At 59.3% G+C, this 22295-nt stretch carries 28 protein-coding genes; 14 read left to right on the forward strand and 14 right to left on the reverse strand.

Features of this window, described 5'->3' with window-relative positions:
* Positions 1-98: 98 nt before the first annotated feature.
* Complete coding sequence (locus ACN0X6_RS09765) at positions 99-332, reverse strand: helix-turn-helix domain-containing protein (protein WP_417703535.1); 234 nt, start codon at positions 330-332, stop codon at positions 99-101.
* Positions 333-433: 101 nt separating this feature from the next.
* Between ACN0X6_RS09765 and ACN0X6_RS09770 the strand changes: the two genes are divergently transcribed.
* From ACN0X6_RS09770 to ACN0X6_RS09790, 5 genes are all read left to right on the forward strand, one after another.
* Complete coding sequence (locus tag ACN0X6_RS09770; protein WP_045735154.1) at positions 434-1024, forward strand: hypothetical protein; 591 nt, start codon at positions 434-436, stop codon at positions 1022-1024.
* Complete coding sequence (locus tag ACN0X6_RS09775; protein WP_045735153.1) at positions 1021-2421, forward strand: DEAD/DEAH box helicase; 1401 nt, start codon at positions 1021-1023, stop codon at positions 2419-2421. The genes ACN0X6_RS09770 and ACN0X6_RS09775 overlap by 4 nt, the downstream gene beginning before the upstream one ends.
* 90 nt (positions 2422-2511) lie before the next feature.
* Positions 2512-2814, forward strand: coding sequence for a hypothetical protein (locus ACN0X6_RS09780; RefSeq protein WP_045735152.1), 303 nt, complete (start codon positions 2512-2514; stop codon positions 2812-2814).
* Positions 2815-2934: 120 nt separating this feature from the next.
* Positions 2935-3198: a BPSL0761 family protein gene (locus ACN0X6_RS09785; RefSeq protein WP_045735151.1), complete on the forward strand. Its 264-nt coding sequence runs from the start codon at positions 2935-2937 to the stop codon at positions 3196-3198.
* A gap of 14 nt (positions 3199-3212) precedes the next feature.
* Positions 3213-3815, forward strand: a complete 603-nt coding sequence (locus tag ACN0X6_RS09790; protein ID WP_045735150.1) for a DUF6088 family protein — start codon at positions 3213-3215, stop codon at positions 3813-3815.
* Between the two features lie 33 nt (positions 3816-3848).
* On the opposite strand, the gene lapG is transcribed toward ACN0X6_RS09790, so the two are convergent.
* The 13 genes from lapG to ACN0X6_RS09855 all read right to left on the reverse strand — a co-directional run bounded on the left by lapG (position 3849) and on the right by ACN0X6_RS09855 (position 16650).
* Positions 3849-4550, reverse strand: a complete 702-nt coding sequence (gene lapG / locus ACN0X6_RS09795) for a cysteine protease LapG (protein ID WP_045735149.1) — start codon at positions 4548-4550, stop codon at positions 3849-3851.
* Between the two features lie 28 nt (positions 4551-4578).
* Complete coding sequence (locus ACN0X6_RS09800; protein ID WP_045735148.1) at positions 4579-5352, reverse strand: phosphate ABC transporter ATP-binding protein; 774 nt, start codon at positions 5350-5352, stop codon at positions 4579-4581.
* Positions 5353-5355: 3 nt separating this feature from the next.
* Positions 5356-6186 carry a phosphate ABC transporter permease PstA gene (gene pstA / locus ACN0X6_RS09805; RefSeq protein WP_045735147.1) on the reverse strand — a complete coding sequence of 277 codons (831 nt, stop codon included), beginning with the start codon at positions 6184-6186 and terminating at the stop codon, positions 5356-5358.
* The gene (gene pstC / locus ACN0X6_RS09810; RefSeq protein ID WP_045735146.1) at positions 6183-7040 is read right to left on the reverse strand and encodes a phosphate ABC transporter permease subunit PstC; all 858 of its coding nucleotides are present in this window, start codon (positions 7038-7040) and stop codon (positions 6183-6185) included. Before pstC ends, pstA begins: the two co-directional genes overlap by 4 nt.
* Positions 7006-7815: a phosphate ABC transporter substrate-binding protein gene (locus ACN0X6_RS09815; RefSeq protein ID WP_045735145.1), complete on the reverse strand. Its 810-nt coding sequence runs from the start codon at positions 7813-7815 to the stop codon at positions 7006-7008. The genes pstC and ACN0X6_RS09815 overlap by 35 nt, the downstream gene beginning before the upstream one ends.
* Before the next feature lie 10 nt (positions 7816-7825).
* Entirely contained in the window at positions 7826-8866 is a 1041-nt protein-coding gene (locus tag ACN0X6_RS09820; RefSeq protein WP_045735144.1) for a methyltransferase domain-containing protein, read from the reverse strand.
* Between the two features lie 230 nt (positions 8867-9096).
* Positions 9097-10428: an OprD family porin gene (locus tag ACN0X6_RS09825; protein ID WP_417703540.1), complete on the reverse strand. Its 1332-nt coding sequence runs from the start codon at positions 10426-10428 to the stop codon at positions 9097-9099.
* A gap of 116 nt (positions 10429-10544) precedes the next feature.
* Positions 10545-10949: a DoxX family protein gene (locus ACN0X6_RS09830; protein WP_023446580.1), complete on the reverse strand. Its 405-nt coding sequence runs from the start codon at positions 10947-10949 to the stop codon at positions 10545-10547.
* A 77-nt stretch (positions 10950-11026) separates the two neighbouring features.
* Complete coding sequence (locus tag ACN0X6_RS09835; RefSeq protein ID WP_045735143.1) at positions 11027-12106, reverse strand: FAD-dependent oxidoreductase; 1080 nt, start codon at positions 12104-12106, stop codon at positions 11027-11029.
* Positions 12103-14295, reverse strand: coding sequence for an FAD-dependent oxidoreductase (locus ACN0X6_RS09840; protein ID WP_045735142.1), 2193 nt, complete (start codon positions 14293-14295; stop codon positions 12103-12105). The genes ACN0X6_RS09835 and ACN0X6_RS09840 overlap by 4 nt, the downstream gene beginning before the upstream one ends.
* Positions 14296-14308: 13 nt before the next feature.
* Complete coding sequence (arsS, locus tag ACN0X6_RS09845; RefSeq protein WP_045735141.1) at positions 14309-15289, reverse strand: arsenosugar biosynthesis radical SAM (seleno)protein ArsS; 981 nt, start codon at positions 15287-15289, stop codon at positions 14309-14311.
* Between the two features lie 65 nt (positions 15290-15354).
* Positions 15355-16104, reverse strand: a complete 750-nt coding sequence (locus ACN0X6_RS09850) for a haloacid dehalogenase type II (protein ID WP_417703543.1) — start codon at positions 16102-16104, stop codon at positions 15355-15357.
* Between the two features lie 15 nt (positions 16105-16119).
* On the reverse strand, positions 16120-16650 hold the full coding sequence (locus ACN0X6_RS09855) for a TetR/AcrR family transcriptional regulator (protein WP_417703544.1): 531 nt from the start codon (positions 16648-16650) through the stop codon (positions 16120-16122).
* 321 nt (positions 16651-16971) lie between these two features.
* Between ACN0X6_RS09855 and ACN0X6_RS09860 the strand changes: the two genes are divergently transcribed.
* The 9 genes from ACN0X6_RS09860 (at position 16972) to ACN0X6_RS09900 (ending at position 22249) form a co-directional block, all read left to right on the forward strand.
* A complete protein-coding gene (locus ACN0X6_RS09860; protein WP_417703545.1) occupies positions 16972-17544 on the forward strand; it encodes a carboxymuconolactone decarboxylase family protein in 573 nt (190 codons plus the stop codon).
* 71 nt (positions 17545-17615) lie between these two features.
* The gene (locus ACN0X6_RS09865; protein WP_417703547.1) at positions 17616-18428 is read left to right on the forward strand and encodes an alpha/beta hydrolase; all 813 of its coding nucleotides are present in this window, start codon (positions 17616-17618) and stop codon (positions 18426-18428) included.
* 65 nt (positions 18429-18493) lie between these two features.
* On the forward strand, positions 18494-18901 hold the full coding sequence (locus tag ACN0X6_RS09870) for a hotdog fold thioesterase (protein ID WP_175354134.1): 408 nt from the start codon (positions 18494-18496) through the stop codon (positions 18899-18901).
* A 44-nt stretch (positions 18902-18945) separates the two neighbouring features.
* A complete protein-coding gene (locus tag ACN0X6_RS09875) occupies positions 18946-19356 on the forward strand; it encodes a hypothetical protein (protein WP_045735136.1) in 411 nt (136 codons plus the stop codon).
* A 107-nt stretch (positions 19357-19463) separates the two neighbouring features.
* A complete protein-coding gene (locus ACN0X6_RS09880; protein ID WP_045735135.1) occupies positions 19464-19847 on the forward strand; it encodes a thioredoxin family protein in 384 nt (127 codons plus the stop codon).
* Positions 19844-20551 (forward strand): cytochrome c biogenesis CcdA family protein, encoded by a 708-nt coding sequence (locus tag ACN0X6_RS09885; RefSeq protein WP_045735134.1) that lies wholly within the window; start codon positions 19844-19846, stop codon positions 20549-20551. Before ACN0X6_RS09880 ends, ACN0X6_RS09885 begins: the two co-directional genes overlap by 4 nt.
* A gap of 7 nt (positions 20552-20558) precedes the next feature.
* Complete coding sequence (locus ACN0X6_RS09890; RefSeq protein WP_417703551.1) at positions 20559-21050, forward strand: RNA polymerase sigma factor; 492 nt, start codon at positions 20559-20561, stop codon at positions 21048-21050.
* Positions 21047-21823: a hypothetical protein gene (locus ACN0X6_RS09895; protein ID WP_045735132.1), complete on the forward strand. Its 777-nt coding sequence runs from the start codon at positions 21047-21049 to the stop codon at positions 21821-21823. The genes ACN0X6_RS09890 and ACN0X6_RS09895 overlap by 4 nt, the downstream gene beginning before the upstream one ends.
* A 6-nt stretch (positions 21824-21829) precedes the next feature.
* Positions 21830-22249 (forward strand): MAPEG family protein, encoded by a 420-nt coding sequence (locus ACN0X6_RS09900; protein WP_045735131.1) that lies wholly within the window; start codon positions 21830-21832, stop codon positions 22247-22249.
* The last annotated feature ends 46 nt before the right edge of the window (positions 22250-22295 follow it).

The raw sequence follows: 22295 nt of genomic DNA on the forward strand, positions 1-22295 counted from the left end.
GCGCATGACTGGTGGTTTTCATGCAAATACTCATACGACAGGCGGTTTTGGATAAGACAATAGCTGCGAGACTGTCCAAGCTTGTTTGCATGCCGGTATTACTTGCTGGGATTAGATTCAGATGGCTGCGGCAAAAGGCTTGAAGGGTCGCAAGCGAGCTCGCCCGCGATACGGTATAACTTTTCGACAGTGATGTTGACCTCGCCACGCTCGATGCGACCTACATAGCTGCGGTCGAGACTGCACGCCAGCGCCAATGCGTCTTGGGAAATCCGGCAGGCCTTCCTCTGCATTCGGATGCGTTCCCCTAACGCTTTCGCCAACTTATCCATGACCGTCTCAATTCAACTTGAGCCGGCACTATCGTGCGTTTGCGGACGCACAGGCCACGGATTATAATCCGCATTTTCGCGCTAATTCTTCTGGTGCCTCAATGAAATCGGCCTCGTTTACCTTCGACAGGCGTCTGTATGAGCTGCTTCAGGAGCCAGGGCGTGCAAGGTTTACGACCCGTGAACTGCGAGATGCTTATGCCGCTCGCTTGAGTGGCACACATTTCCGTATCGCTGATGTGCGCCGCTATGTGTACGAGCAGATCCGCCGATTAGTACGCGCAGGCTGGGTTGTACTGGATGAGGATCGTCGTGTTCGAGGACAGGTCTACCACCTGCAGCCGATTCCGGTACATCTGCAACTGGAACTGATCGACAACGCTTTTGAGAACAGCCTTATGGTTGCCGGAGCTCCCCAACCAGATACGGCAGCACGCGACGTGGAAGCTTTGCCGCTTAAATCGTCAGCCAATACGGATTTGCAGTTGGAAGCGCTCCACAAGGAAATCCGCCTGGACTTTCTCACTTCAATGGGCGAAGCGGAGCGATTCAAGCTGCTTCTGGACGAGATGCCGCATTTGCGGGACAAGCTTGAAGGCGATTACCTGGAAGCCAGGGATCGCAGTTCTCGCCTCTTGGGGCATCTGCGCGCTATCGAAAAGACCCTCAAAACGCTTGCTGCACCACGATGAGCAGCTCGCTACGGAGCTGGCAGAACAGCTGCATCACCCGGGCGTTGGAGCACTTCTCCGTCACGCCGCACTTCTTCTGCCAGGCAACGCCGGGAGCCGGAAAGACGCGCATGGCTGCAGAACTGGCCAGCCGACTGCTTGAGCAGGACAGAATCGATTTGGTGCTGTGCTTTGCGCCGTCCTGCCAGGTCGTGGAGGGTTTTCGCTCGACCTTTGCGGCTGTGCTAGGCAGGCGTCTCGACGGCCAGATAGGTGCCGTGGGCGCGGCCCATACCTATCAGGCTATGGAATACCGTGATGAGGGATTCTGGCAGCTGCTCGATGATTACCGGGTGCTTGTGGTCTTCGATGAAATCCACCATTGCGCCGGCCACGATCCGCTGCTCAGCAATGCCTGGGGGCAGCAGATACTGCATCGGATACAGGATCGGGCTGCCTTCACGTTGGCCCTGTCTGGCACGCCCTGGCGTTCGGACGACAAGGCCATCGCATTGGCTCGCTACTCTTCGCCCGAGGGGTATCTGATCTGTGATTACCGTTATGGTTTGAAAGATGCCATTGCCGACGACGTGTGCCGATCACCTCGCATTGTGTTGCTCGACAATCAGAAGGTAAAACTTACGGAAGAGCTTGGCGCAGATAGCTCCGTGAGGCTGTTTCCCAGCATCGCCAAGCTTTTAGGGGAGTCACCTGTCACCTATGAGGAACTTCTGCGCCATGACGAGGTGATCAATCCAATCCTCGATCTTGGCTGCAGCAAGCTGAACGAGCTACGCCAGATCAAACTTGATGCCGCTGGTTTAGTGGTGGCCACAGACATCGAACACGCCCAGCAAGTTGCACTGGCTCTAGAAGCAATGGGTGAAGAGTGCCGCATCGTGACCAACAAAACCCCGGATGCGCAGCAGGTGATCAATGCATTCCGGAGCAGCGCCTGCCGCTGGATTGTGGCCGTCGGAATGATCAGCGAAGGCACCGACATTCCTCGCCTGCAAGTGTGCTGCTATCTCAGCCGTATCCGCACCGAACTGCATTACCGGCAAGTGCTGGGGCGAGTGCTGCGGCGCACAGGTGAGTCCGACGACCAGGCATGGCTATTCATGTTGGCTGAGCCAACGCTTCAGGGCTTTGCGGAGCGCATTTCGGATGACTTGCCTGATGACCTGGCAGTTTTGAGCGATGTGCAGATGCCTGGTTTTAATCCAGGCTCCGGGCCTGAGCCGATGAGCACTTTGGGTCATGTCGAAGGTTTCGACGGTGCGGGATTAGGTGGTGCAGAACCGAGTATTGGATCGCAGCCTACGAGCATCATTTCGCTGGGTGGCTTTGCAATTGAGCCCGCTTACCAGGTCAGCTTTTCCCAGCATTATCGGCAGCAGCTACTGGCCTGTTTTTGATGCTCAGCCAGTCGAGACTGATCTAATGATGTTGGTGTTCATGAATCCATAACCGGCCGGCGTCGTGTGGAACGTAATCGTGAGGTGTGCATGGAGATTAAGTCGCAGGCATTGGTTGATGTCGTTGAGAATGTGATCTGCGACGTGTGCCGCTCTGGAACAAGTACCCCTGGCTATGGCCTCCAATACGGCAAGCTTGAAGCCCAATGGGGATATGGATCACAGCATGACGGGGAGCACTATCGGGTGCATCTCTGCGAGCCCTGTTTCTTCAGGGTACTGAGTGGATTGCGGCGGGAGCGTATGGTCAATGGCATGTTCGATGATGAGCAGCCATTTGATTCCGAATATTTTGGTCTGGTCAGCAAAGACAACTACTGGGGAAAGAACTGATTGTAGGGTTGAAAATCCATCAGTCGCACCACGTCGAATCGCGGACAAATTAGGGGTAAGCGCGCGGCTTGCCCGTTCTGGTCTCGTAGATTGGAATAACTGAATAAGGAGGTAGCCGCTTTGACCCTTCCGCATGAAAGAACCCGGAGTGTCGTCAAGACCGAAGCTTTTCTCCGCGACCTCTCTCGTAACACCGAGCTACCTGATGACATTCGCAGCTATGCGAAAAGCCTGCTCCGACACTACCCGTCCGCCGATCAAGTTTTCTCGCTGGGGCGCCTCGAAGAGTGCCTGATAAACGGCGCTCAAGATGATGAATATCGGCGAAGGGTGATAGCGTTCCATCAGCCGCTTTTCAGTTCGTCGCTAGACTTCACGCTATAAGCGTGAACGCCACAATGCTCAGCACTGATAAAGTCCAATCGGTATCCGTCCAGGTTGCGCAACGAGTCAAGCGCCTACCTAAAGGGCAGCCGTTCAGTATTAGACGTTTCACAGGGTTTGGAACGAAAAGCGCCGTATCCAAAGCAATAGCTCGACTGGTCAACCGGGGCGAGCTCGAACGGGTGTATCGCGGGATTTATATGCGCCCGAAACCAGGACGTTACGTTGCGAGGGCTCGCCCCAATCCGTGGACATTGCTTAGCCTGATTACCAGGCAGAAGCGTTTGTATCTGCAGATCCATGGTGCAAATGCTGTCAGGAGGTTTGGGCTCAGTACACAGATGCCACTCATTCCTGTCTATTACACCAATGGGTCCAGCCGCTCAATATTCATAGGTAAGGCTGAAATCCGGCTGATACACGCGGCACCGATGGTCATGCAGCATGCCGGCACTGAGGTGGGTACGGCTATCAGTGCATTGTTTTATCTCGGTAAAGACGGCGTCACACCAGAGTGCATTGCAGCAATTCAAGCGCAGCTAAAGACCGATGATTTCACAAGACTTATGTTGTGCAAAATGCCGGGATGGATGCGTAAGGCATTGGTAACGCTCTGACTCATTGCCAGGCCCTGGAACCCAAATAGTGACCTAGAAGCCCTCCCCACCCATTTTCTTGAGTACATCCTGCCAACGTGAAAGCTTTTTGGTGTCCCCGGCACGCTTGACGCCATCGGCCTTGAACAAATATACGCCCTCCGCATTGAAGGCATACACCGGCAGTAGATCGTTACGTTGACTGGCCGGACGGATCTGATTGATCAGATTGTCCAGCACCAAAGGCTCGGCGCTGCTGCTGGCGTAATAGGTCACCACCATATGCGCCTGATTCAGACGCAAGGCTTTGACGTAGGTGATGCGTAATTTGTCTGCGGGAACCTGCAGTTGGCGCAAGCTGAAGTACTTGGCCAAGGAGTAATCCTCGCAGTCCGCCTTACCCTTTATCAGCGCTTCGATCGGTGTGGCCCAGTAATCCTGCTCCCTCCAGCTCTTGATGTCGTCAACAAAGCGCAGCACCCGATTGAAATGGCGATTGACGGCGTGCAACTTGTCCATCTCGCCGAGCCCCTGGCTTTGCAGTAGCAGCGCTTGCCAATCCAGAATGCGTTGGCGCGCATCCCCCAGTCGGCCATGGCGCAGCTCTGCACGGCGGATGACTTCCTGGAAGTCCCAACCTGGCTGACGATTAGCCCAGGATGGGCCGAAAAGAACAGCGCTTAGGCCACAGCCCAACAGTTGCAAGATGGTACGCCGGCTGTATGCCTTGGCTGCGGAGTCTTTGGCACCAGGCATCGGTTCCTGTCCTCCGCATACTGCTGCGCTAGCACAGCAGGCCGTTAAGGTAACGATGAGCCAGGGGATCGCGGCTGCTCTGGAACAGGTCCTGGGTGGGCCCACTCTCCAGCACACAGCCGCAGCCATCACGCACCCAGCACACCGCCACATGGTCGGCCAGACGTCGAGCCTGAGCCAGGTTGTGGGTCACCATCAACAACGTGTAGCGCCCCTTGAGGCTATCGATCAGCGCCTCAACCGTGGCGCTGGCCATCGGGTCCAGGGCGCTGCAGGGTTCATCCAGCAACAGCACACTCGGCTGCAAGGCCAGGGCACGGGCGAAGCATAGGCGTTGCTGTTGACCGCCAGACAGTCCCAGTGCCGGCTTATCCAGCCTATCGCGCACTTCATTCCATAATCCCGTGGCCTGCAGGGCCTGCTCAAGACGTTCTTCCAGTACGGCCTTGTTGCGCACCCCATGCTCGCGCAAGGCAAAGCGGATATTTTCGGCAATGCTCAAGGGAAAGGGGTTGGGCTGCTGGAACACCATGCCGATCTGGCGGCGCAAGGCTTGTACATCTTCGGCTTCGCTCAATACATCCCGACCGTCGATCAGTACACGCCCGCTGACCCGCGCACCCGGCACCAGGTCACTCATGCGATTGACCGCCGACAGCAGGCTGCTCTTGCCGCAGCCACTGGGACCGACCAGGGCCATCAGCTCCCCGGGGGCGACTGCCAATGAGGCGCCTTGCAGCGCGACCTGACCGGCGTAGTGCACGCTGAGGTTTTCAATCTGGATGGAAGGTGGCACGTGCATGACTTATCTCGCAAAGGCTGCCGACCGACGCCCCAGGCGCCACGCCAGCAATTGAATGATCAGGGCCAGACCCAGCAGCACCAGGGCCGTAGCCGCCGAGGCCGGGCTGCCGCCGGAGACGTTCATGGCAAGGTCGTAGATATGCACGGCCAGGGTGCGCCCTGAGTCGAAGACGCTCTCCGGCCAGCGCATCACATAACCGGCGGTAAACAGCAGCACGGCCGTTTCCGCCAGGGCCCGCCCCGTACTCAGCACCAGAGCAGCCGCGATACCTGGAGCGGCAAAGGGCAACAGGATGCGCCGCAGGTAACCGATGCGGGAAATCGCCAAGCTGGCAGCAGCTTGGCGATAGCTGTGCGGACAGTCGCGCAGGGCCTGCTCGCAGCCCCGAATAAACAGTGGCAAAACCATGCAGGCCAGGGTGCAACCACCGGCCAGCAGGGAGTAGCCCCAGCCCAGTTCGACTACGAACACCCGGTGCCCAAACAGACCAAACACCACCGACGGCACGGCGCCCAGCCCATCGAGGGCCCACTGCAGCGCCAGATTGGCACGGCTGTCCGGGCGCAGCTGCTCCACCAGAAACAGTGCGGTGCCCAGGCCCAGTGGCACGGCAATGGCCAAACAGATCAGCAGCACCCAGAGCGTGGAGAGAATGATCGGGCCAATCCCCCCGCTCCGCCCTGCCTGCTCGGGCGCAGTACTGAGAAAGCTCAAATCCAGATGGCTGAAACCCTCGGCGAAAAGGGTCAGCAGCAGGCTCAGCGGCGCCAGAGCCAGCAGCAGAGCCAGGCTCGCCAGGGCATAACCGCGCCAACGCTCCTGCCGGTTCATGTGCGAGTTCCATAGAGGCGGGCCAAGCCCATCAGCAGCAGCGCCAATACCAACAACACCCAGCCACTGAGGTATAACGCCTGCAGGTGAGGACCGGTGGCATAGCTCATCTCCAGGGCGATATTGGCCGTCAGGGTACGCACTGGGTCGAAGATCGAACCCGGCCACTGCACCACATTGCCGGCCACCATCAGCACCGCCATGGTTTCACCCAGGGCCCGACCCAGTTGCAGCAGGATGGATGGCCATAGCCGTGGCCAGGCTACGGGCAGCAGCACCCGGCGAATCGCCGACCAGTGCGACACGCCCAGGCACAGGGCGGCCGGCAGATGACGGCGAGCGCTTTCACGCAAGATCACATCGGCCTGCACCATCAACAGCGGCAGAATCATCAAGCCAAGCACGAGACCTGCCGTCAGCAGGCTGGCACCCGGTGGAAACCAGTTGTTGAGCAAAGGCACCAGTACCACCAGGCCCCAGAGCCCATAGACCACGGAGGGAATGCTGGCCATAAGGCCAAGCAGCGCCGAGTAGGCACTGGCCAGCGGCCTGGGTGCGTAGAAGATCAGCCAGATGCTGACCAATAGGCCGGCCGGCACTGCCAGCAGCAGGGCCAGCACGCTGCTCAGCAGGCTGGCTGCGAGCATGGCCTGCAGGCCGAATAAGCCCTTGCTCGGCTGCCAGCTGTTACCCAGCAGGTTGCCGGGATCCTGCAGCAACGGCCAACTGGCCTGGGTCAGAAACACCAGGATCAGCAACAGGATCACCGCCGCAGCCAAGGCGCACAGCAGGCTGAGCGAGCGCAGCAGACGGTCGGCGCTATCGCGTCGGAACAAAGGCGTGCTGTTGGACAAGGTCGGCCACCTCGCTGGATTGGGCAAAGTCCAATAGCGCCCGGGTGCTGGCATCCGGCTCACCGCGCACCACCAGGTTGAGGGTGCGGCTCAATGGGTAGTGACCATCACGCACGGCCTGACTCGATGCCGTTTGTCCGTCCAGGGCCAGCAGTTTAATGGGCACGCCCTGCCCCGCTTCATACTCGGCGCTGCCGATCGACACATAACCAATGGCCAAAGGATTACCCGCCACGGACTTGATGCCCTGCTGGTTATCGCCGATCACCAGGTCCGGGCGCACATCGCCGTTGTCGAGGTGGAAATGCTGCAGAAACAACTCCAGAGTCGAGCGCCCTTCTGCCTTGTGTACCTTGACCACCGAGCCTGACGGGCCATCAAGCGCTGACCAGTCACTGACCTTGCCGGTGTAGATATCGACCACCTGCTCGCTCGTGATCTGGGTCAGGGGGTTGCTGGCGTGCACGATCAGGGCAATGCCATCGTCGGCGATGGGATAAGCCTGCAGGTCTTTTTCCGTATCTGTCAGGGCACGGGAGGCCATACCGATGACGGCCAGGCCACTGCGCACATCCTGAATGCCGCGTGAGGTTCCGCCCGATTGCACGTCCACGTGGATATCAGGGTTCAACGCCTCAAAACGCTTGCCGATGTCCGCCATTAACGGGGCGATGGTGCTTGAGCCTGAGACACTGATGGTCTGCTTCTGCTCGGGTGAACAGGCACTGAGTAGCAGGACAGAGCAGGCAACGGCACACCACTTCCAAATCAGCATCCCCTTCTCCTCAGCAGCAGCTGGCCGCAGTGCCAGGCGCAGCGCCCTGATCAAACGGCAGACCACCGCCACAGCCCTCGAACAAACCGAAGTGCCGGCTGAAGTCGCCGATAAACTCGAAATGCGCAGCAAAACGGCTGTCCTTAAGCATGCGCCAGGTGTTGCCACACACCGGGAAAACCCGACCCGTTTCGATGCGGTGGTGTTTATCCAGCACAAAGGCAGTGGGCGCACCGGCAATGCTGCCGCGATAGATCACGGCCTGGCCGTAGTCCTCGCAGGCCGGCTCCAGACCATGGAGCTTGAACAGCCGGTAGGTGGCGGAGAAGAAACGTGCGTCACCCAGTTTTGCCGCCAGAGCCGGGTCAGTAATCTCGATGGGCTGATCCTCCACCAGGCGTGGGTCGGCAAAGCCATGCCGGCGGGCCAGGTTCTCGAAGTCATTCCAGTACAGGGCGCCGCCTAGGCACTCACCGTACAACACCTCATCCTGGCGCAGCTCGTCAGCCAGACGACGATCCGCGTACACATCGGAGAAGTACAACTCGCCGCCCGGCTTGAGCAGGCGATAGGCCTCGCGCAACACGCTGTCCTTGTCGGGTGACAGATTGATCACGCAGTTGGACACGATCACATCGAAGCTGGCGTCGGCCAGGTCCAATGCCGCCAGGTCCTCGATATAGCCGTGGCGAAATTCCACATTGGCGTAGCCGAACTGCGCGGCATGGTAATCCAGATGGGCATTGGCCACCGCCAGCTGCTCGGCGGTCATGTCCACGCCGAGCACGGAGCCCTCGGCCCCGACCAGTTGCGCCAGGACATAACAATCGCGGCCCGAGCCGCTGCCCAGATCAAGCACCCGGCAGCCCTCCAGCAGGGCCGGCGCGACCAGACCGCAGCCGTAATAACGGGCGCTGACTTCGTGATGAACCTTGGCCAGCAGTGGCTTGAGCCAGTTCGGCATGCTGCTGGGATCACAGCAGGCACTGGTTTTCAGATCGCCGCTGTTCTGCAGGACTTTGCCGTAATAGTTTTGTACCGACTCGTGCATGGAAAACCTCTTTTCGGGATGTCGATTGGCGAACAGTGCGCGCCGACAAACAGGATCGATTACTGAGATGTCACTTAACTACTAGATAAAAACAAAAGCGCTTTGTTACAGCCCATCAGCGCTGGCAAAGAGCCAAGAGAAAGATAAAAAAGGGGGCCATGGCCGACACAGCCCCCAAGGCGGGGAGGAAAGGAGCAACCCCTATTTTTCACTCCACGACGAGTGAAACCTTAAAGCAGGCTCAACGGGTACTCGACGATCAAGCGCACCTCGTCAACATCTCCGTCGATTTGGTTGGAAGAACCACGGTGCACGGCATGCCGAACGCGCAGGGAGAGATCCTTGGCCGGGCCGCTCTGCACGATGTACTTGGCTTCCAGGTTACGTTCCCAATGTTTTTCGTTACGGGCATCGGCATCGAAGAAGCCACCACGGTCGTCCGCATCGGTGCTGTCGATATCGCTGCCACGCACATAGCGCGCCATCAAGGTCAGGCCCGGCACGCCATAGCTAGCCATGTCCAGGTCATAACGCAGTTGCCAGGAGCGCTCGCCCGGAGCGTTGAAGTCGGAGTACTGCACCGAGTTGGCCAGGTAAATGCCATCGAAACCGATGTAATCGAAACCGGCGTCATCGTCGATCTGCTGATAGGCCAGGGTCACTGCATGGGCTCCCCAGGCGTATTTGCTGGCCAGCGACCAGTCAGTGTTGCCGATCTCACCGGCCAGCGCGCGGCCACGGTCGTTGGTGCGATAGACATTCAGATCAAAGCCCAGCGAGCGTTCGCTACCTAGGTCGAGGGTATAGGCCAGCCCCGCGTAATAGCGCCGCCAGGTGTCTTCGACTTGAGAGCCGTACAGGCTGAGGGAAAGACTTTCCGCTGGCGCATAGGTCAGGCCCGCCCAACTGATCGAATCCCCCACGTCGCCGGCATACTGAATAAGCAACTCATCATCCGAATTGCTGCTGTTGAACGCATTCATGGCCGTAATGTGGCCAGCGTCCAGGCTCACGCCCTCGATTTCCTCGCTGCTTAAGAAAAAGCCTGTGGCGGTTTCCGGTAACAGGCGAGCATCGCCGGTTCCAACTACCGGGTTGGCGAATTGCTGCTCACCGAATTTGAGCACGGTGTTTGACACCCGCAGCTTGACCACCCCGCCTGCCTCGCTCCAGTCCCGCTCGGGCTCGCCATCGCTGCCGATGGGTGCCAGCAAGGTCCCGGTGCGGCCACCGCCGCCATCGAGACGGATACCGAGAAAGCCATAGGCATCCACACCGAAGCCAACCGTACCCTGGGTAAAGCCGGATTCGTAGAAACCCATGATCCCGTAGGCGGCCTCCTCGCGGTAACCGTTTTCCTGACCGGGTTTGTTTGCATTGGTACCGGCGCCATTGAAGCCGCCGTTGCGGAAATCACGGTTGAAATAAAAGGCGCGATTGAGCAGGTTGAAACTGCTGTCCTGGATAAAACCCTGCGCCTCCGATTGCTGACTGGCCAGGGCCGTTTGGCTGAAGGCTGCTGCCACAGCCAGGCCGCACAAACTGAGTGTAAAGCGGTGCATTGGATACCCCTCTTGCGTAGGCGATGCGCCACCTGTGAGTAGCGCTTGTTGTTGTGCCAATGCCAGCCACATCTTGCTGACCTACTTCGAGTCGATATCCAGTGCTTTGTTACAACTCAGTATTTTTTGCTCAGCACCCATTTGTCTTCATCGCGATAGGCAATCAGTAACAGGCTGGCCGCGAAGATGATCAACGAGGGATAGAACAGCGCGTTGCTGCCTTCGAATACCCAGCTCCAGGGGTCGATAACCGACTGCATCACCGCCAGCAGCGACGCACCGTTGAGCACGACCTGCAGCGGATATACCCAGCGCCGGGCAAAGCCGACAACCACCGCCAGGCCGACCAGCATCTGCAACACGCCCGCTATACGCATCGCGCCCTCGGCCGCGAGAAAGCCGAAGTAGAACTTGTTGGCCACCGCCATACCGTGCTCGACATTGAACACCTTGTCCGCGCCCCAGATCACCAATAGCCAACCAAGCGAAATGCGCAGCAACAGCAGGGTCCAGTTTTTCATGCAATGTCTCCTTTAACGGCCGACCTTCAAGCCGGCATAGGGTTAGCCCAACCCACATGGTTGAGCAGTGGTGGGGATTACGGCGTGCCGTGGTGGCGGTCGATAAAGCGCCGATCAAGACGGTCTTTCCAGCGTCCCAGCAAGGCGCCCTCTGCCGTCATGCCAGACCAACTGAGTAGGGCACCACCTTGGCCGTCGGCCAATAGCGCCAGAGCGCGACGTTGTGGTTGAAAGCGCGTCAGTGGCTGGCCGGACAGTGCGGCACCCAAATTGGCCGCCAATACAGGGCCCTGGCGTACGGCATAGACACCGCTACGGGGAGTTGCTGTCAGGCTGGCACAGTCACCGGCGGCAAATACATGGGGGTGTGAAAGGCTCTGCAATGTCTGACCGACGCGCACGAACCCGTGCTCGTCGCAGTCCAGGCCAGACAGGCCAACCCAGGGTAAAGCGCTGGCGCCAGTGGCCAGAATCACCCGGATACCGCACCAGACAAGCCGATCTCCCGCAACCAAGGCATCGCCATGAATTGAGTCGACGGCCACGCCCTCCTCGACCCTGACTCCGGCATCTGCCAGATGACGCAAGGCACGCTGGCGCAGCGCAAGGGGATGGCCGGCCAAAACCCTGGCGCTACTCAACAAGGTCAGCTGTGGCACCTGGGACGCCACAGCCAACGCCAGCTCTACCCCCGCAGCGCCGCCGCCCAGAATGGCTAATGCCTGGGGAGCCTGTTGCCAGCGTTGCCAGCCCTGCAGAAAGCTGTCGAATGGCTTGACCGGCAGGATATCCAGCAAGCTCTCACCCACTTGCGGCGCCTTGGGTATGGAGCCGAGATTGAGTGACAGCCAGGTGGCCGAATACTGCCTGCCATCAGCCAGTTCGACGCACCTGGCGGACGAATCCAACCTTTCGACCTGTCCCTGCAGCAGCTCGACACCGGCAGCAGCGCAGAGAGCCTGCAGAGGTATGCGGCATTGTTCGGCGCGGTGACGGCCGGCCAGCAGGCCTGGCAACATGCCCGAGTACCAGGCATATGGCCCCGGACTGATCAGGCCGATGCGCCCTTTGGGTCGTTGGCCACTCATCCACAAGCGCAGCACGCCTAGATGGGCGTGGCCCGCCCCCGCAAGCAACAGGTCGAATTGACCGTTCAAAGCGCTTTCTCGCTCACCTTGAGCTCAGCTTGAACGTCGGTTTTGCTCGTGCCAAGGCGCCAGTGATGGAAACGTGCCACCCAGTTCAATACCCCCTGCGGGGCATGGGCACGCTTCCATTCGCCAGCCACATACTTGTTGGCTTCGGCCATGGTTGGGTAGATATGAATGGTGCCGAGCACCTTGTTCAGGCCATAGCCCTGCTTCATCGCCGCCACGTACTCGGCAATCAGCTCACCGGCATGTTCGCCGACAATGGTCACACCCAGAATGCGGTCCTTGCCAGGTTCGGTCAGCACCTTGATATAGCCATGGGCGGCTTCGTCGGCAATGGCGCGGTCCAGATCGTCAATGCCAAAGCGGCTGACCTCATAGGCGATGCCCTGCTCTTTGGCGTCCTGTTCGTTGAGCCCGACACGTGCCACTTCCGGGTCGGTAAAGGTGGCCCAGGGGATCACCCGGTAATCCACCTTGAATCGCTTGAAGGTGCCGAACAGACCATTGACCGCGGCAAACCAGGCCTGGTGCGCCGAGGTGTGAGTGAACTGATAAGGGCCGGTGACATCACCCACAGCGAAGATATTGGGGAAGCGCGTGGCCAGGAATTCATCAACTTCCAGAGTGCCATTGGGGCGCACGGCCAGCTGTAACTCTTCGGCCCCAAAACCCTTGACGTTGGCCACCCGGCCCAGGGCCAGGAGCACCTGATCGAAAGCGATGCGCACTTCGCTGTCATCGGTCAGGTTGAGACAGACCAGCTGCCGCTGGCCCTCGACCACTTCAAAGCGCACGGCCTTGTGCCGCAGGCGCAGATCCACGCCATCCTGACGCAGGCTGGCCATCACCGCCTCGCTGGCCTCCAGGTCTTCACGCACCAGCAGGCGCTCGGTCATTTCCACCTGAGTCACCGCGCTGCCCAGGCGCTGGAAGGCCTGAGCCAGCTCGCAACCAATCGGCCCACCGCCCAGTACCAGCAGGCGCTTGGGTTGCTCGCGCAGATTCCAGACGTTATCCGAGGTCAGCGGCTCCACCTGTTCGATGCCCGGAATCTTCGGCACCAGCGGGCGTGCGCCAGTGGCGATCACGATGGAGCGGGTCCTTAGCGTCTGGCCATTAGCCTCCACTGTCCACGGCGAAGTGATCTTCGCTTCACCCTCGATCACTTCTACGCCCAGGCCGGTGTAGCGCTCAACCGAGTCATGGGGTTCGACATCCGCCACCACTCGCTGCACGCGCTGCATCACCGCGGCGAAGTCCACCTCGGCCTCGATCGGTTTGAAGCCGAGCTTTTCCGCCTTCTTCATTTCATTGGCCAGCTTGGCTGAGCGCAGCAGGGCCTTGGATGGCACGCAGCCGGTATTCAGGCAGTCGCCACCCATCTTGTGTTTCTCGATCAGGGTGACCTTGGCCTTCACCGCCGCGGCAATATAGGCCGACACCAGCCCGCCGGAGCCGGCACCGATAACCACCATGTTGCGATCAAATACCTTGGGCTTGATCCAGCCGGCATACACCTTGCGCGCCTTGACCAGCTCCAGCAGCTTGCGCGAGACAATCGGCAACAGGCCGAGCAGGACAAAAGCCCCCAGCAGGCCCGGAGAAAGAATGCCACCCAGCGAGTCCAGCTGGCCCAGCTCACGCCCGGCATTCACGAACACCAGGGTACCAGGCAGCATGCCCAGCTGGCTGACCCACCAGTAGGTACGGGCCGGCAGCTTGGTCAGGCCCATGGCCAGGTTGATCAGGAAGAACGGAAAGACCGGCACCAGACGCAGGGCAAAAAGATAGGAAGCCCCTTCCCGCTCGATACCCTGATCAATAGCGGCCAGGCGCTGGCTGAATTTGGCTTGCACCCAATCGCGCAACAAGAAGCGGCTGATCAGCATGGCCAGGGTCGCGCCCAGGGTAGAGGCGAAGGACACCAGGACAGTGCCGCCCAGCAGACCAAACAAGGCCCCGGCCACCAGGGTCATCAATGCTGCGCCAGGCAAGGACAGGGCCGTTACCGCCACGTACAGCAAGAAAAACACCCCACCCACCAGCAACGGATTGGCCGATACCTGGGCAGACAAGGCGGCTTGCTGCGCCTTGAGGTTCGCCAGATTCAGGTACTGGCCCAGGTCGAACAGAAAGAAGCCTGCTATCGCGAGCAGAACAATGGCCAACAGGGCCGCTTTACGCTTGTCCATGACAAACCTCTCCTTAGTGATTATCCAGTGCGCCAGCGCAACTGGAGCCCTGCCCGGCCGTACAGGCATAGCAGTGGTCGCGGGTGACGATGGGGTTGCCAGCCAGGCTCGATGAGCCGAGCAGATCGCGCAGATGGGGGCGGTCACGACCGATCACCTCAGGCAGGGCCAGAGGTAGCTCAAGCATCTGATTGAAGTCGCAGTCATACAGGTAGCCCTGCCAGTCGACACTGACCAGGTGCTTGCACATCACCGCGTCGAGGTTTTCCGGGCGGTAGCTGTCGCGTAGCAGCTGCATATAGCTGTTGAAGGTGCCCTTGCTCACCAGGGTGCTGCCGAAGCGGGCAATCGGCTGGTTGGTGATGCACAACAGGTGATTGAACTGGATGCCAAAGTCCACTGCCAGGTGGGCCTTGTAGTCGGCTTCGAGCTGCGCCTGCGCGGGCGGCAAGCTTGCTCCCTGCGGGTTGTACACCAGGTTGAGCAGCAGGCCACTGCCCTCACGCCCATAACCCAAGCGGTTAAGTTGCAGCAGGCCCTCAATACTGGCGTCGAATACACCATCGCCGCGCTGCTTATCGACGTTGTCACGCGAGTAACAGGGCAAGGAGGCGCTGACTTCCACGCCTTGTACGGCAAGAAACTCGGCCAGGTCTTCATAGCCTGGCTCACTGAGGATGGTCAGGTTGCAACGGTCGATCACCCGCAACCCTTCGCGGCGAGCGTGACGGACAATCTCGCGAAAACGTGGATGCATCTCAGGCGCGCCGCCGGTCAGATCCAGGGTCTGTACCGCATGGGCATCGATCACCTGATGTAGCAGCGCCAGGTTTTCATCGGTCATGGCTTCGGTTCGGGTTGGCCCGGCATTGACATGACAGTGCAAGCAGCGCTGGTTGCAGCGGTAGGTCAGGTTGACCTGCAACGCTTGTAACGGAGCGCGGGTAATGGCCGGAAAACTCAGCGCGTTGAGCAGGGGTAAGGTGGCATGCATGGCGATTCAAGCTCCTGGGATACTGCTCTTTTGAGACGCGAGAGACTCATTCGTTACGCCAAGGATCATGCTGAGACTTGCCGAAAGAGTGCTGGCAAGCGCTTCGTCATCTCGGCAAAGCCTTCAAGAATGATGTCCGGCTGCCTTTCCCAGGGGTCGAACAGACTGGCCGGATCGCGCCTGAGCCAGGCGCTGCGTAAACCGGCATGGGCGGCGCCGAGCACATCGAACGGATTACTCGAAACCAGGCACAACTGGGCAGCGGATACGCCACAACTGCGCAGAAGGTGCTGATAAACCGCAGGGTCTGGCTTGAATGAGCGCACATCTTCGACGCTCACCACTGAACTGAAGTAATGCGCAATACCCGCTCGCTCCAGCAGGCGCTGCACGGCCGCGCGGCTGCCATTGGAGAAGGCGTGCAACTGCCAGCCCTGCGCGTGCAATGCTGCCAACTCGGCGGGTACATCGGCAAAGGCATCAAGGTCGGCATAGGCCTGCATCGCACTGGCAACCAGTTCGTCCGTGGCCTCTACCCCCTGCTCGCGGCAGCTAAAGACCAAGGCCTGGCGTGTACACACGGAAAAGTCGCAGTAATCGCCCATCAAGCCGCGGCGAAAACTGTATTCAAGCTGCTTCTGTCGCCAGGCCCTGGAAATTGCCGGAGCCTTGTCACCCACCCACTCGGTCAGCCGCGTCAGCACGGCCTGGGTATCGATCAGGGTTCCGTAGATGTCGAAGGCAACAGCGCTGTTCATGGGCAGGCTCCGGGTTATGCCAAGCGATGGCATCAGTTTACGGACTGAAAAGTCCAAAATTAGGCAAAAAAATCAGCGCAGGTTCGTCATGACCAGTTCAATAACACTAAGCAGCTCATTGCGGGCGATACCGGACTTGGCCTGGGTGCGCAGTCCGCTCATGGCGCAGTGCATAAACAGCGCCAGCGCCACAGGGGACTGGTTAGTCGATAACTCGCCACAGGCCTGGGCCTGGGTGAAGGCCTGCTCGAACACCTGGCGAAAGCGTCGTGTCGCCAACTCGATCAACGGCTGTACGACCGGGTCGCCGGTGGAAAATTCATTGGCCACGTTAACCAGCATGCAGCCACGCGGGGGCTGTTGCTGAGCGTCTTCGAGCACCGAGAGCAGGCAAGCGCGGATGAAGCCCAGCGGTGACTCGGCCTGTTGCAGCCGCTCACGCATCTGCTGGGAACGGCTGTCGAAATAGCGGGTGAAGGCGGCTTCAAACAGGCTCTGCTTGTTGCCGAAGCTTTCATACAGGCTGCTCTTGGACACCCCGGTGGCCAAAAGCAGGTCCTGTAAGCTGGTGGCCTCATAGCCCTGGCTCCAGAAAAGCTGCATGGCATTTTCCAGTACCTGGTCAGGGTCGAATGTTCTTGGGCGTCCACGATTCATAGGCCGCATTATGGACCGATCATTATTTAATTCAACACTCACCCCCTTCAAGCTGTAACAAAACCTCCCCTGTCGCATCCGAACTCCAGCTTCAGCCACTACAGATGCTGATTGGCTCGACGAGGAGGCAATGCAGATTGACATCCGAACCAATCAGTCCAGAATCAATCAGCCCCTGTGTTGCCTTGTTCTGCCGCCTGCTGAAGGTGACAAGCAAGGCAGTACAGATTTAAAGACCGAACAGTCCAGATAAAGAGGAACAATGCCATGCTCAGCGAATACCCCCTTACCCTGCCCGCCCTCAGCCTCGACACCAGCACACCCCGCGGTGCCGAGGTGCTGCAGAAGGCCAAGGCGCAGGTCGGCTTTATCCCCAATATGTACGCCAATATGGTCCATTCTCCGGGGCTGCTGGAGACCTATTTGGATGGCTACGCGGCCTTTCGCGCGGAGTCCGGCTTTACTCCGGCCGAACAGGAAGTGATCTTTCTGGTCATCAGCCGCGAGAACGGCTGCGAGTATTGCGTCTCGGCCCACAGCTTTCTGGCCGACATGAAATCGGGCCTTGCTGCAGATGTGACCAACGCTATCCGTGACGGTAATCCGATCACCGACGCCAAGCTCGCCGCCCTCGCCGAGTTCACCCGCACCCTGTTTCATACCCGTGGGCTGCCACCCAAGGCGGCGGTCGAAGCGTTCCTGACCGCAGGCTATAGCGAGCGCCAGATTCTGGAAATTGTTCTGGCCCTGGCGGTGAAAACCCTCAGCAACTACGCCAACCACCTGTTCCACACGCCGCTGGATGACATGTTCAGCACACGCGCCTGGACGCAGAAATAAGCCCATCAGCGACGCAGCATCCGAGCAACCTCGGGGGCTGCCAACATCACAGCGGACGGAGTGTGGTCATCATGCTGCTCGACTTGGCCAAACTGACACTTAACCTGACCCCCGACTCACTGGCATTGCGCCTGGTCGATGCCCTGGCATCGCGGACACAGCGCCCGCCTCTGGATCAGGTACAGCGCGACGCCATCAATCAGGCGCAGCCCCTGCGCTATGGCACGCTGGCCAGCCACACGGCCTGGTGCTGGGGCGAAGGGCCGCTGGTATTGCTGGTACATGGCTGGAATGGACGAGCAGCGCAAATGGCGCCCCTGGCCAGTCACATTGCCGAGCAAGGTTATCGCGCCGTGGCCCTCGACATCACAGGTCACGGCGACTCCCCCGGCGCACGCACGCAATGGCAATTCTTCCGCAGCGACCTGCTGCAGTTGCTCAGGGCACTGGAGCAAGACATCCATACCCTGATCGGCCACTCGGCTGGCGCCCTGGCCATGATGGCTGCGCGTTATACCGGTGAAGTAGAAGCCAGTCGTTATGCCTGTATCTGCGCGCCCTCTCACCCTTTTCCGCCCATCGAGGTGATCCGCCGCAAGCTGGCCCCTCGACCCGCAGTCATCCAGCGTTACCAGGCACTGATAGCCGAGCAGTTGGGCGCATCCTGGGACGATATGCAGGCCGGTGCGTTTTACCGCGGACTCAGTGAGAAGACCCTGCTGATCTACGACCAGGATGATCGTATCGTCAGTCACCAGGAAGGCGACAAGCTGAGCGGCCTGATGCCCACAGCGCAGCTGCTCAAAACCCAGGGTTACGGCCACACTCGAATTCTCACTGCTGCAGAGGTCAAGGCTGCGCTGACTGAATTTGTCAGCGCATAACGTCCTCAAAAGGCTTGGCAACCTCGGGCCTTGGTCGACAACTTCACAAACAAAAAGGGCACGCCATGAACGCGCTGTTGCAACTGGGACAAGACATTCTGCAAAACCAGTCCTTCAGCCAACTGCTGGGCACTCAACTGGATCGCTTTGAGCCAGGGCAGGCTGTGCTGTCCCTGGTGATCAGGGACGAGCTCAAGCAACAGCACGGCTTTCTTCACGGCGGCGTGGTGAGTTACCTGGCCGACAATGCCCTGACCTATGCCGGAGGCTCGGTTTTAGGCGACTCATTAACAGTGGAATACAAGATCAACTATTTACGCCCAGCCATCGGTGAGCGCCTGATTGCCAGAGCCAGCGTTCTGTCGGCGGGCAAACGCCAAGCCGTGTGCCAGTGCGAAGTGTTCGCCCTGGCCAATGGGGAAGAAAAACGCGTCGCCGTCGCTCAGGGCACCATCAGAAAGGCCGGGCAATAGCCATCCTGGGTTTGCCTCCCTCCCATGCGCAAGGAACCTCAATCATGCTGGCAAAACTCATTATCACCATCGGCGCCCTGCTCTATGGCCTTGGCGTCCCCCTGCTGGAAATCAACCAGACCCATGTCTTCAACCCGCAGTGGGAAGCCCACGCTCGGCTGCACGAAGTCTGGCAACTGGTGACCAACTCAGCCCTGGCGCTGCTGGCACTCTGGCTGACCTGGAGGCGCCAACAGATACGCCTGGCCAGCCTGCTGAGCATGCTGGTCACTGGTGGCTTTCTCTTCGCCTACTTTGCACGCCACCTCTACGGCGGTTCGATGGTGCTGTCCGATGGATCGGAAAAGCTCGTACTGGGCATCAACCTTGGCCTGTTCGTCTTTGGCATTGTGTTTGTGCTGTTGGGACTGGTTTTCCTACGAGCAAAACCTGCCTCAGATCATCGAGTGGCCTAAAAAATCTCACGCGCATGCAATCAATCCAAGCGCTCAGTCGTCATTAACTCGACGGCGCGATCCAACGGTTTGGCGCTGCCCTATTACCTACTTCCAAGGAATGCTCAATGAAATCACTGATGTCTGCCCTGCTGCTCAGCCTGTCACTGGTTGCTCATGCCTTTGCCGGAGAGGCTTTTACCCAGGAGCGCTTTGATAGCCTGCAAGCCGACGGTAAAACCGTTCTGGTTGATGTTACGGCCGACTGGTGCCCCACCTGCAAGAAGCAGGAGACGATCATCAAGGCTTGGCTGAGCAACAACCCGGACAAAGAACTGCATGTGCTCAGGGTCGACTTCGATACCCAAAAGGAGCTGGTCACCCATTTCCGTGCGCCGCGCCAGTCCACCCTGCTGCTTTATAAGAACAACCAGCAACTCTGGTTCAGTGTGGCCGAAACCCGTGATGAGGTGATCACTACCGCCATCGAGCAGGCCCTGGCCAGCCGATGAGCATTGAGCTTGTTTCCATCCCTTTGGCGCTGCTGGCGGGGATGCTGAGCATCCTCTCGCCCTGCGTCTGGCCGCTGGTGCCGGTGGTGATGGCTTCCAGCAACGGGCGTAAATCCGATGCCCTGTATCTGGCGCTGGGCCTTAGCCTGTCGTTCGCCGTTGCCGGAACACTGGTCAGTTTCGTGCTGCTCAACCTGGGCATTGATCCGGTCATATTTCGCTACTTCGCCGCCGCCCTCTTGCTGCTGATGGGCCTTACCCTGGTCGTCAAACCCCTGGGGGATTGGCTAACCCTGCGCTTGTCATTGCTCAGCAGTCGCGTCGATACCAGCGGTTATCAGCCTAACTCGGGGCTGGGCCAGTTCTTCCTGGGTGCTGTGCTCGGGCTGGTCTGGCTGCCCTGCGTGGGGCCGACCCTGGGCGCCGCTATTGCCCTGGCCTCCATGGGCCAGGACATGGGCCTGGCCTTCGTCGTCATGCTGGTATTTGGTATAGGCACGGCGGGCGTATTGCTGATGGCCGCCATGCTCTCCGGCAAGGTTCTGAACCGCTGGCGACCAGGGCTGCTGAACAATGCCGGTCGCGGAAAGGTTGTTCTGGGAAGCTTGCTGCTGCTGTTGGGCGCCATGGTCTTCAGCGGCATGGACAAAGTGCTGGAAGAGTTTGCGCTCGGCATTCTGCCTGAGTGGGCACTGACGCTATAGAGGTCCAATGAACCTTAACCGTGCAGAATGGGACCGCCTGTACCGCTATTGCCTTGCGCTCTGTGGACAGCCCGCCGATGCCGAAGACCTGTTGCACAACGCGGTAGAACGCTATCTGAAAGCCTGCGCACAGGACATTCAATGTCCGCAGGCATGGATGCGCCGTGTGGCCCGCAGCCTGTTTCTCGATCAGCAACGGCGCTTGCAACGACTGCCTTTTGAGTACCTGGAATTTCCTGATGAGATGCAGGATCAGGGGCAGTCGCTGGAGGCGGGTTTGATTGATCAACGCAGACTCGAAGCGGTATGGCATTCACTCAATCCTGCCGAACGAGAGGTGGTTTTCCTCTGGGCTGCTGAGGGGCTTTCAGCCAGTGAAATTGCCCTGCAGCTTGGCGAGCCCAGAGGTACCATTCTGTCCAGGCTGCACCGGCTGCGCAGCAAGCTCAGCCTATCGCCGCCCGCCACTTCCTCCACCTGTCTACAGGGGGACGCATGAGCGATATAGACCCACTCAGGCAGCAGCTTGCCGAGATGCTCAACCGCCAACAACTGGATGAGCAGCAGTTCGCTCGCCTGCAGCGCAAGCTGGCCTCGCCCCTTGCTGTACGTACTGGTTGGCGTGCGAAACTCGCGGCGGCGGCCTGCATTAGCCTCCTGATCGCGACCCCTTTTTTCGTCCAGCACCATCAATCTGCACCGTTCAGCCAGGTCGGCGAACGAATCAGCGAAGAGGTGCTCACCAACCATACGCGCATTTATCTGCTGGACATCCAGACTGACTCCTTTGCCCAACTCCATGCAAAGCTCAATCGTCTCGATTTTGCATTGCAGGAGGCTGCGCCCGAGAAAATCCCCGTGACGCTTCAGGGCGCCCGCTATTGCACCTTGCAGGGTGTGCTGGCCACCCAACTGATTTACCAAACGGCAAAAGGCCAACGCCTGACTCAGTATCAGACACACTATGATCCCGAGCGCTTCGGTCCTTTGCCCGCATCCAGAAGCCAGGCCTGGCAAACCAGTAGCCAAGCCAGCGCCATCAGTATTCGGATCTGGCAACAGAACGGGGTTCTGATTGCTGAGGCCGCCCCGCAGAGCGAGGCACTCACTTCAGGGAACTTCAAGCCCGGAATATCACTGGATATAACGGCTTATCTGGAGGTGGCGGCCCTCTTCCCCGCCCCCACCCAACTCGCCGATGCTCGTTACCAAAAACCCCTGTCAGCAGCCCTGCAGGCCTCCCAGACCTTCGCCTACTCAGCAGCAAGGTAAAGCCCCATGGAACGTGATCTGATTTTCCTTCCCGTCGCGGCTCAGGTCATGCTGACCTTGCTGCTGTTTATCCGCCTGGGCCAGGTCAAGGCACGCGCCAGCAGCTTGAACCAGGTCGACGAGAACCGGCGCGCCCTGCACAAGGATGCCTGGCCGGATTACGTGCTCAAGGTGACCAACAACATCGAGAACCAGTTCCAAACCCCGGTCCTGTTCTATGTACTGAGTCTGATGGCTTGGGCGCTGGACAGGGTTGACTGGCTGGTACTGATAGTGGCCTGGGCTTATATCGCCACGCGTCTGGTGCATGCCGGCATCCATCTGGGCGCCAATGTCGTCCTCTGGCGGCGCAAGGTTTTCAGTATCGGGGTGCTGCTTCTGCTATTGATGACCTTGCTGAATCTGCGTACCACTTTAGGTTTATGACTGACTCACGCGTGGCCATTAGCCGCACTGGCCACAAGTCAATTGC

Source organism: Pseudomonas sp., assembly GCF_048269965.1.
In the GTDB taxonomy this organism is placed as follows: Bacteria; Pseudomonadota; Gammaproteobacteria; order Pseudomonadales; family Pseudomonadaceae; genus Aquipseudomonas.

What these genes read in the sequence shown, in the direction of transcription:
- ACN0X6_RS09765 (WP_417703535.1), bottom strand. Translation starts at nt 332, where the DNA reads ATGGATAAGTTGGCGAAAGCGTTAGGGGAACGCATCCGAATGCAGAGG.
- ACN0X6_RS09770 (WP_045735154.1), top strand. Translation starts at nt 434, where the DNA reads ATGAAATCGGCCTCGTTTACCTTCGACAGGCGTCTGTATGAGCTGCTT.
- ACN0X6_RS09775 (WP_045735153.1), top strand. Translation starts at nt 1,021, where the DNA reads ATGAGCAGCTCGCTACGGAGCTGGCAGAACAGCTGCATCACCCGGGCG.
- ACN0X6_RS09780 (WP_045735152.1), top strand. Translation starts at nt 2,512, where the DNA reads ATGGAGATTAAGTCGCAGGCATTGGTTGATGTCGTTGAGAATGTGATC.
- ACN0X6_RS09790 (WP_045735150.1), top strand. Translation starts at nt 3,213, where the DNA reads ATGCTCAGCACTGATAAAGTCCAATCGGTATCCGTCCAGGTTGCGCAA.
- lapG (WP_045735149.1), bottom strand. Translation starts at nt 4,550, where the DNA reads ATGCCTGGTGCCAAAGACTCCGCAGCCAAGGCATACAGCCGGCGTACC.
- ACN0X6_RS09800 (WP_045735148.1), bottom strand. Translation starts at nt 5,352, where the DNA reads ATGCACGTGCCACCTTCCATCCAGATTGAAAACCTCAGCGTGCACTAC.
- pstA (WP_045735147.1), bottom strand. Translation starts at nt 6,186, where the DNA reads ATGAACCGGCAGGAGCGTTGGCGCGGTTATGCCCTGGCGAGCCTGGCT.
- ACN0X6_RS09815 (WP_045735145.1), bottom strand. Translation starts at nt 7,815, where the DNA reads ATGCTGATTTGGAAGTGGTGTGCCGTTGCCTGCTCTGTCCTGCTACTC.
- ACN0X6_RS09820 (WP_045735144.1), bottom strand. Translation starts at nt 8,866, where the DNA reads ATGCACGAGTCGGTACAAAACTATTACGGCAAAGTCCTGCAGAACAGC.
- ACN0X6_RS09825 (WP_417703540.1), bottom strand. Translation starts at nt 10,428, where the DNA reads ATGCACCGCTTTACACTCAGTTTGTGCGGCCTGGCTGTGGCAGCAGCC.
- ACN0X6_RS09830 (WP_023446580.1), bottom strand. Translation starts at nt 10,949, where the DNA reads ATGAAAAACTGGACCCTGCTGTTGCTGCGCATTTCGCTTGGTTGGCTA.
- ACN0X6_RS09840 (WP_045735142.1), bottom strand. Translation starts at nt 14,295, where the DNA reads ATGGACAAGCGTAAAGCGGCCCTGTTGGCCATTGTTCTGCTCGCGATA.
- arsS (WP_045735141.1), bottom strand. Translation starts at nt 15,289, where the DNA reads ATGCATGCCACCTTACCCCTGCTCAACGCGCTGAGTTTTCCGGCCATT.
- ACN0X6_RS09855 (WP_417703544.1), bottom strand. Translation starts at nt 16,650, where the DNA reads ATGCAGCTTTTCTGGAGCCAGGGCTATGAGGCCACCAGCTTACAGGAC.
- ACN0X6_RS09860 (WP_417703545.1), top strand. Translation starts at nt 16,972, where the DNA reads ATGCTCAGCGAATACCCCCTTACCCTGCCCGCCCTCAGCCTCGACACC.
- ACN0X6_RS09865 (WP_417703547.1), top strand. Translation starts at nt 17,616, where the DNA reads ATGCTGCTCGACTTGGCCAAACTGACACTTAACCTGACCCCCGACTCA.
- ACN0X6_RS09870 (WP_175354134.1), top strand. Translation starts at nt 18,494, where the DNA reads ATGAACGCGCTGTTGCAACTGGGACAAGACATTCTGCAAAACCAGTCC.
- ACN0X6_RS09875 (WP_045735136.1), top strand. Translation starts at nt 18,946, where the DNA reads ATGCTGGCAAAACTCATTATCACCATCGGCGCCCTGCTCTATGGCCTT.
- ACN0X6_RS09880 (WP_045735135.1), top strand. Translation starts at nt 19,464, where the DNA reads ATGAAATCACTGATGTCTGCCCTGCTGCTCAGCCTGTCACTGGTTGCT.
- ACN0X6_RS09885 (WP_045735134.1), top strand. Translation starts at nt 19,844, where the DNA reads ATGAGCATTGAGCTTGTTTCCATCCCTTTGGCGCTGCTGGCGGGGATG.
- ACN0X6_RS09890 (WP_417703551.1), top strand. Translation starts at nt 20,559, where the DNA reads ATGAACCTTAACCGTGCAGAATGGGACCGCCTGTACCGCTATTGCCTT.
- ACN0X6_RS09895 (WP_045735132.1), top strand. Translation starts at nt 21,047, where the DNA reads ATGAGCGATATAGACCCACTCAGGCAGCAGCTTGCCGAGATGCTCAAC.
- ACN0X6_RS09900 (WP_045735131.1), top strand. Translation starts at nt 21,830, where the DNA reads ATGGAACGTGATCTGATTTTCCTTCCCGTCGCGGCTCAGGTCATGCTG.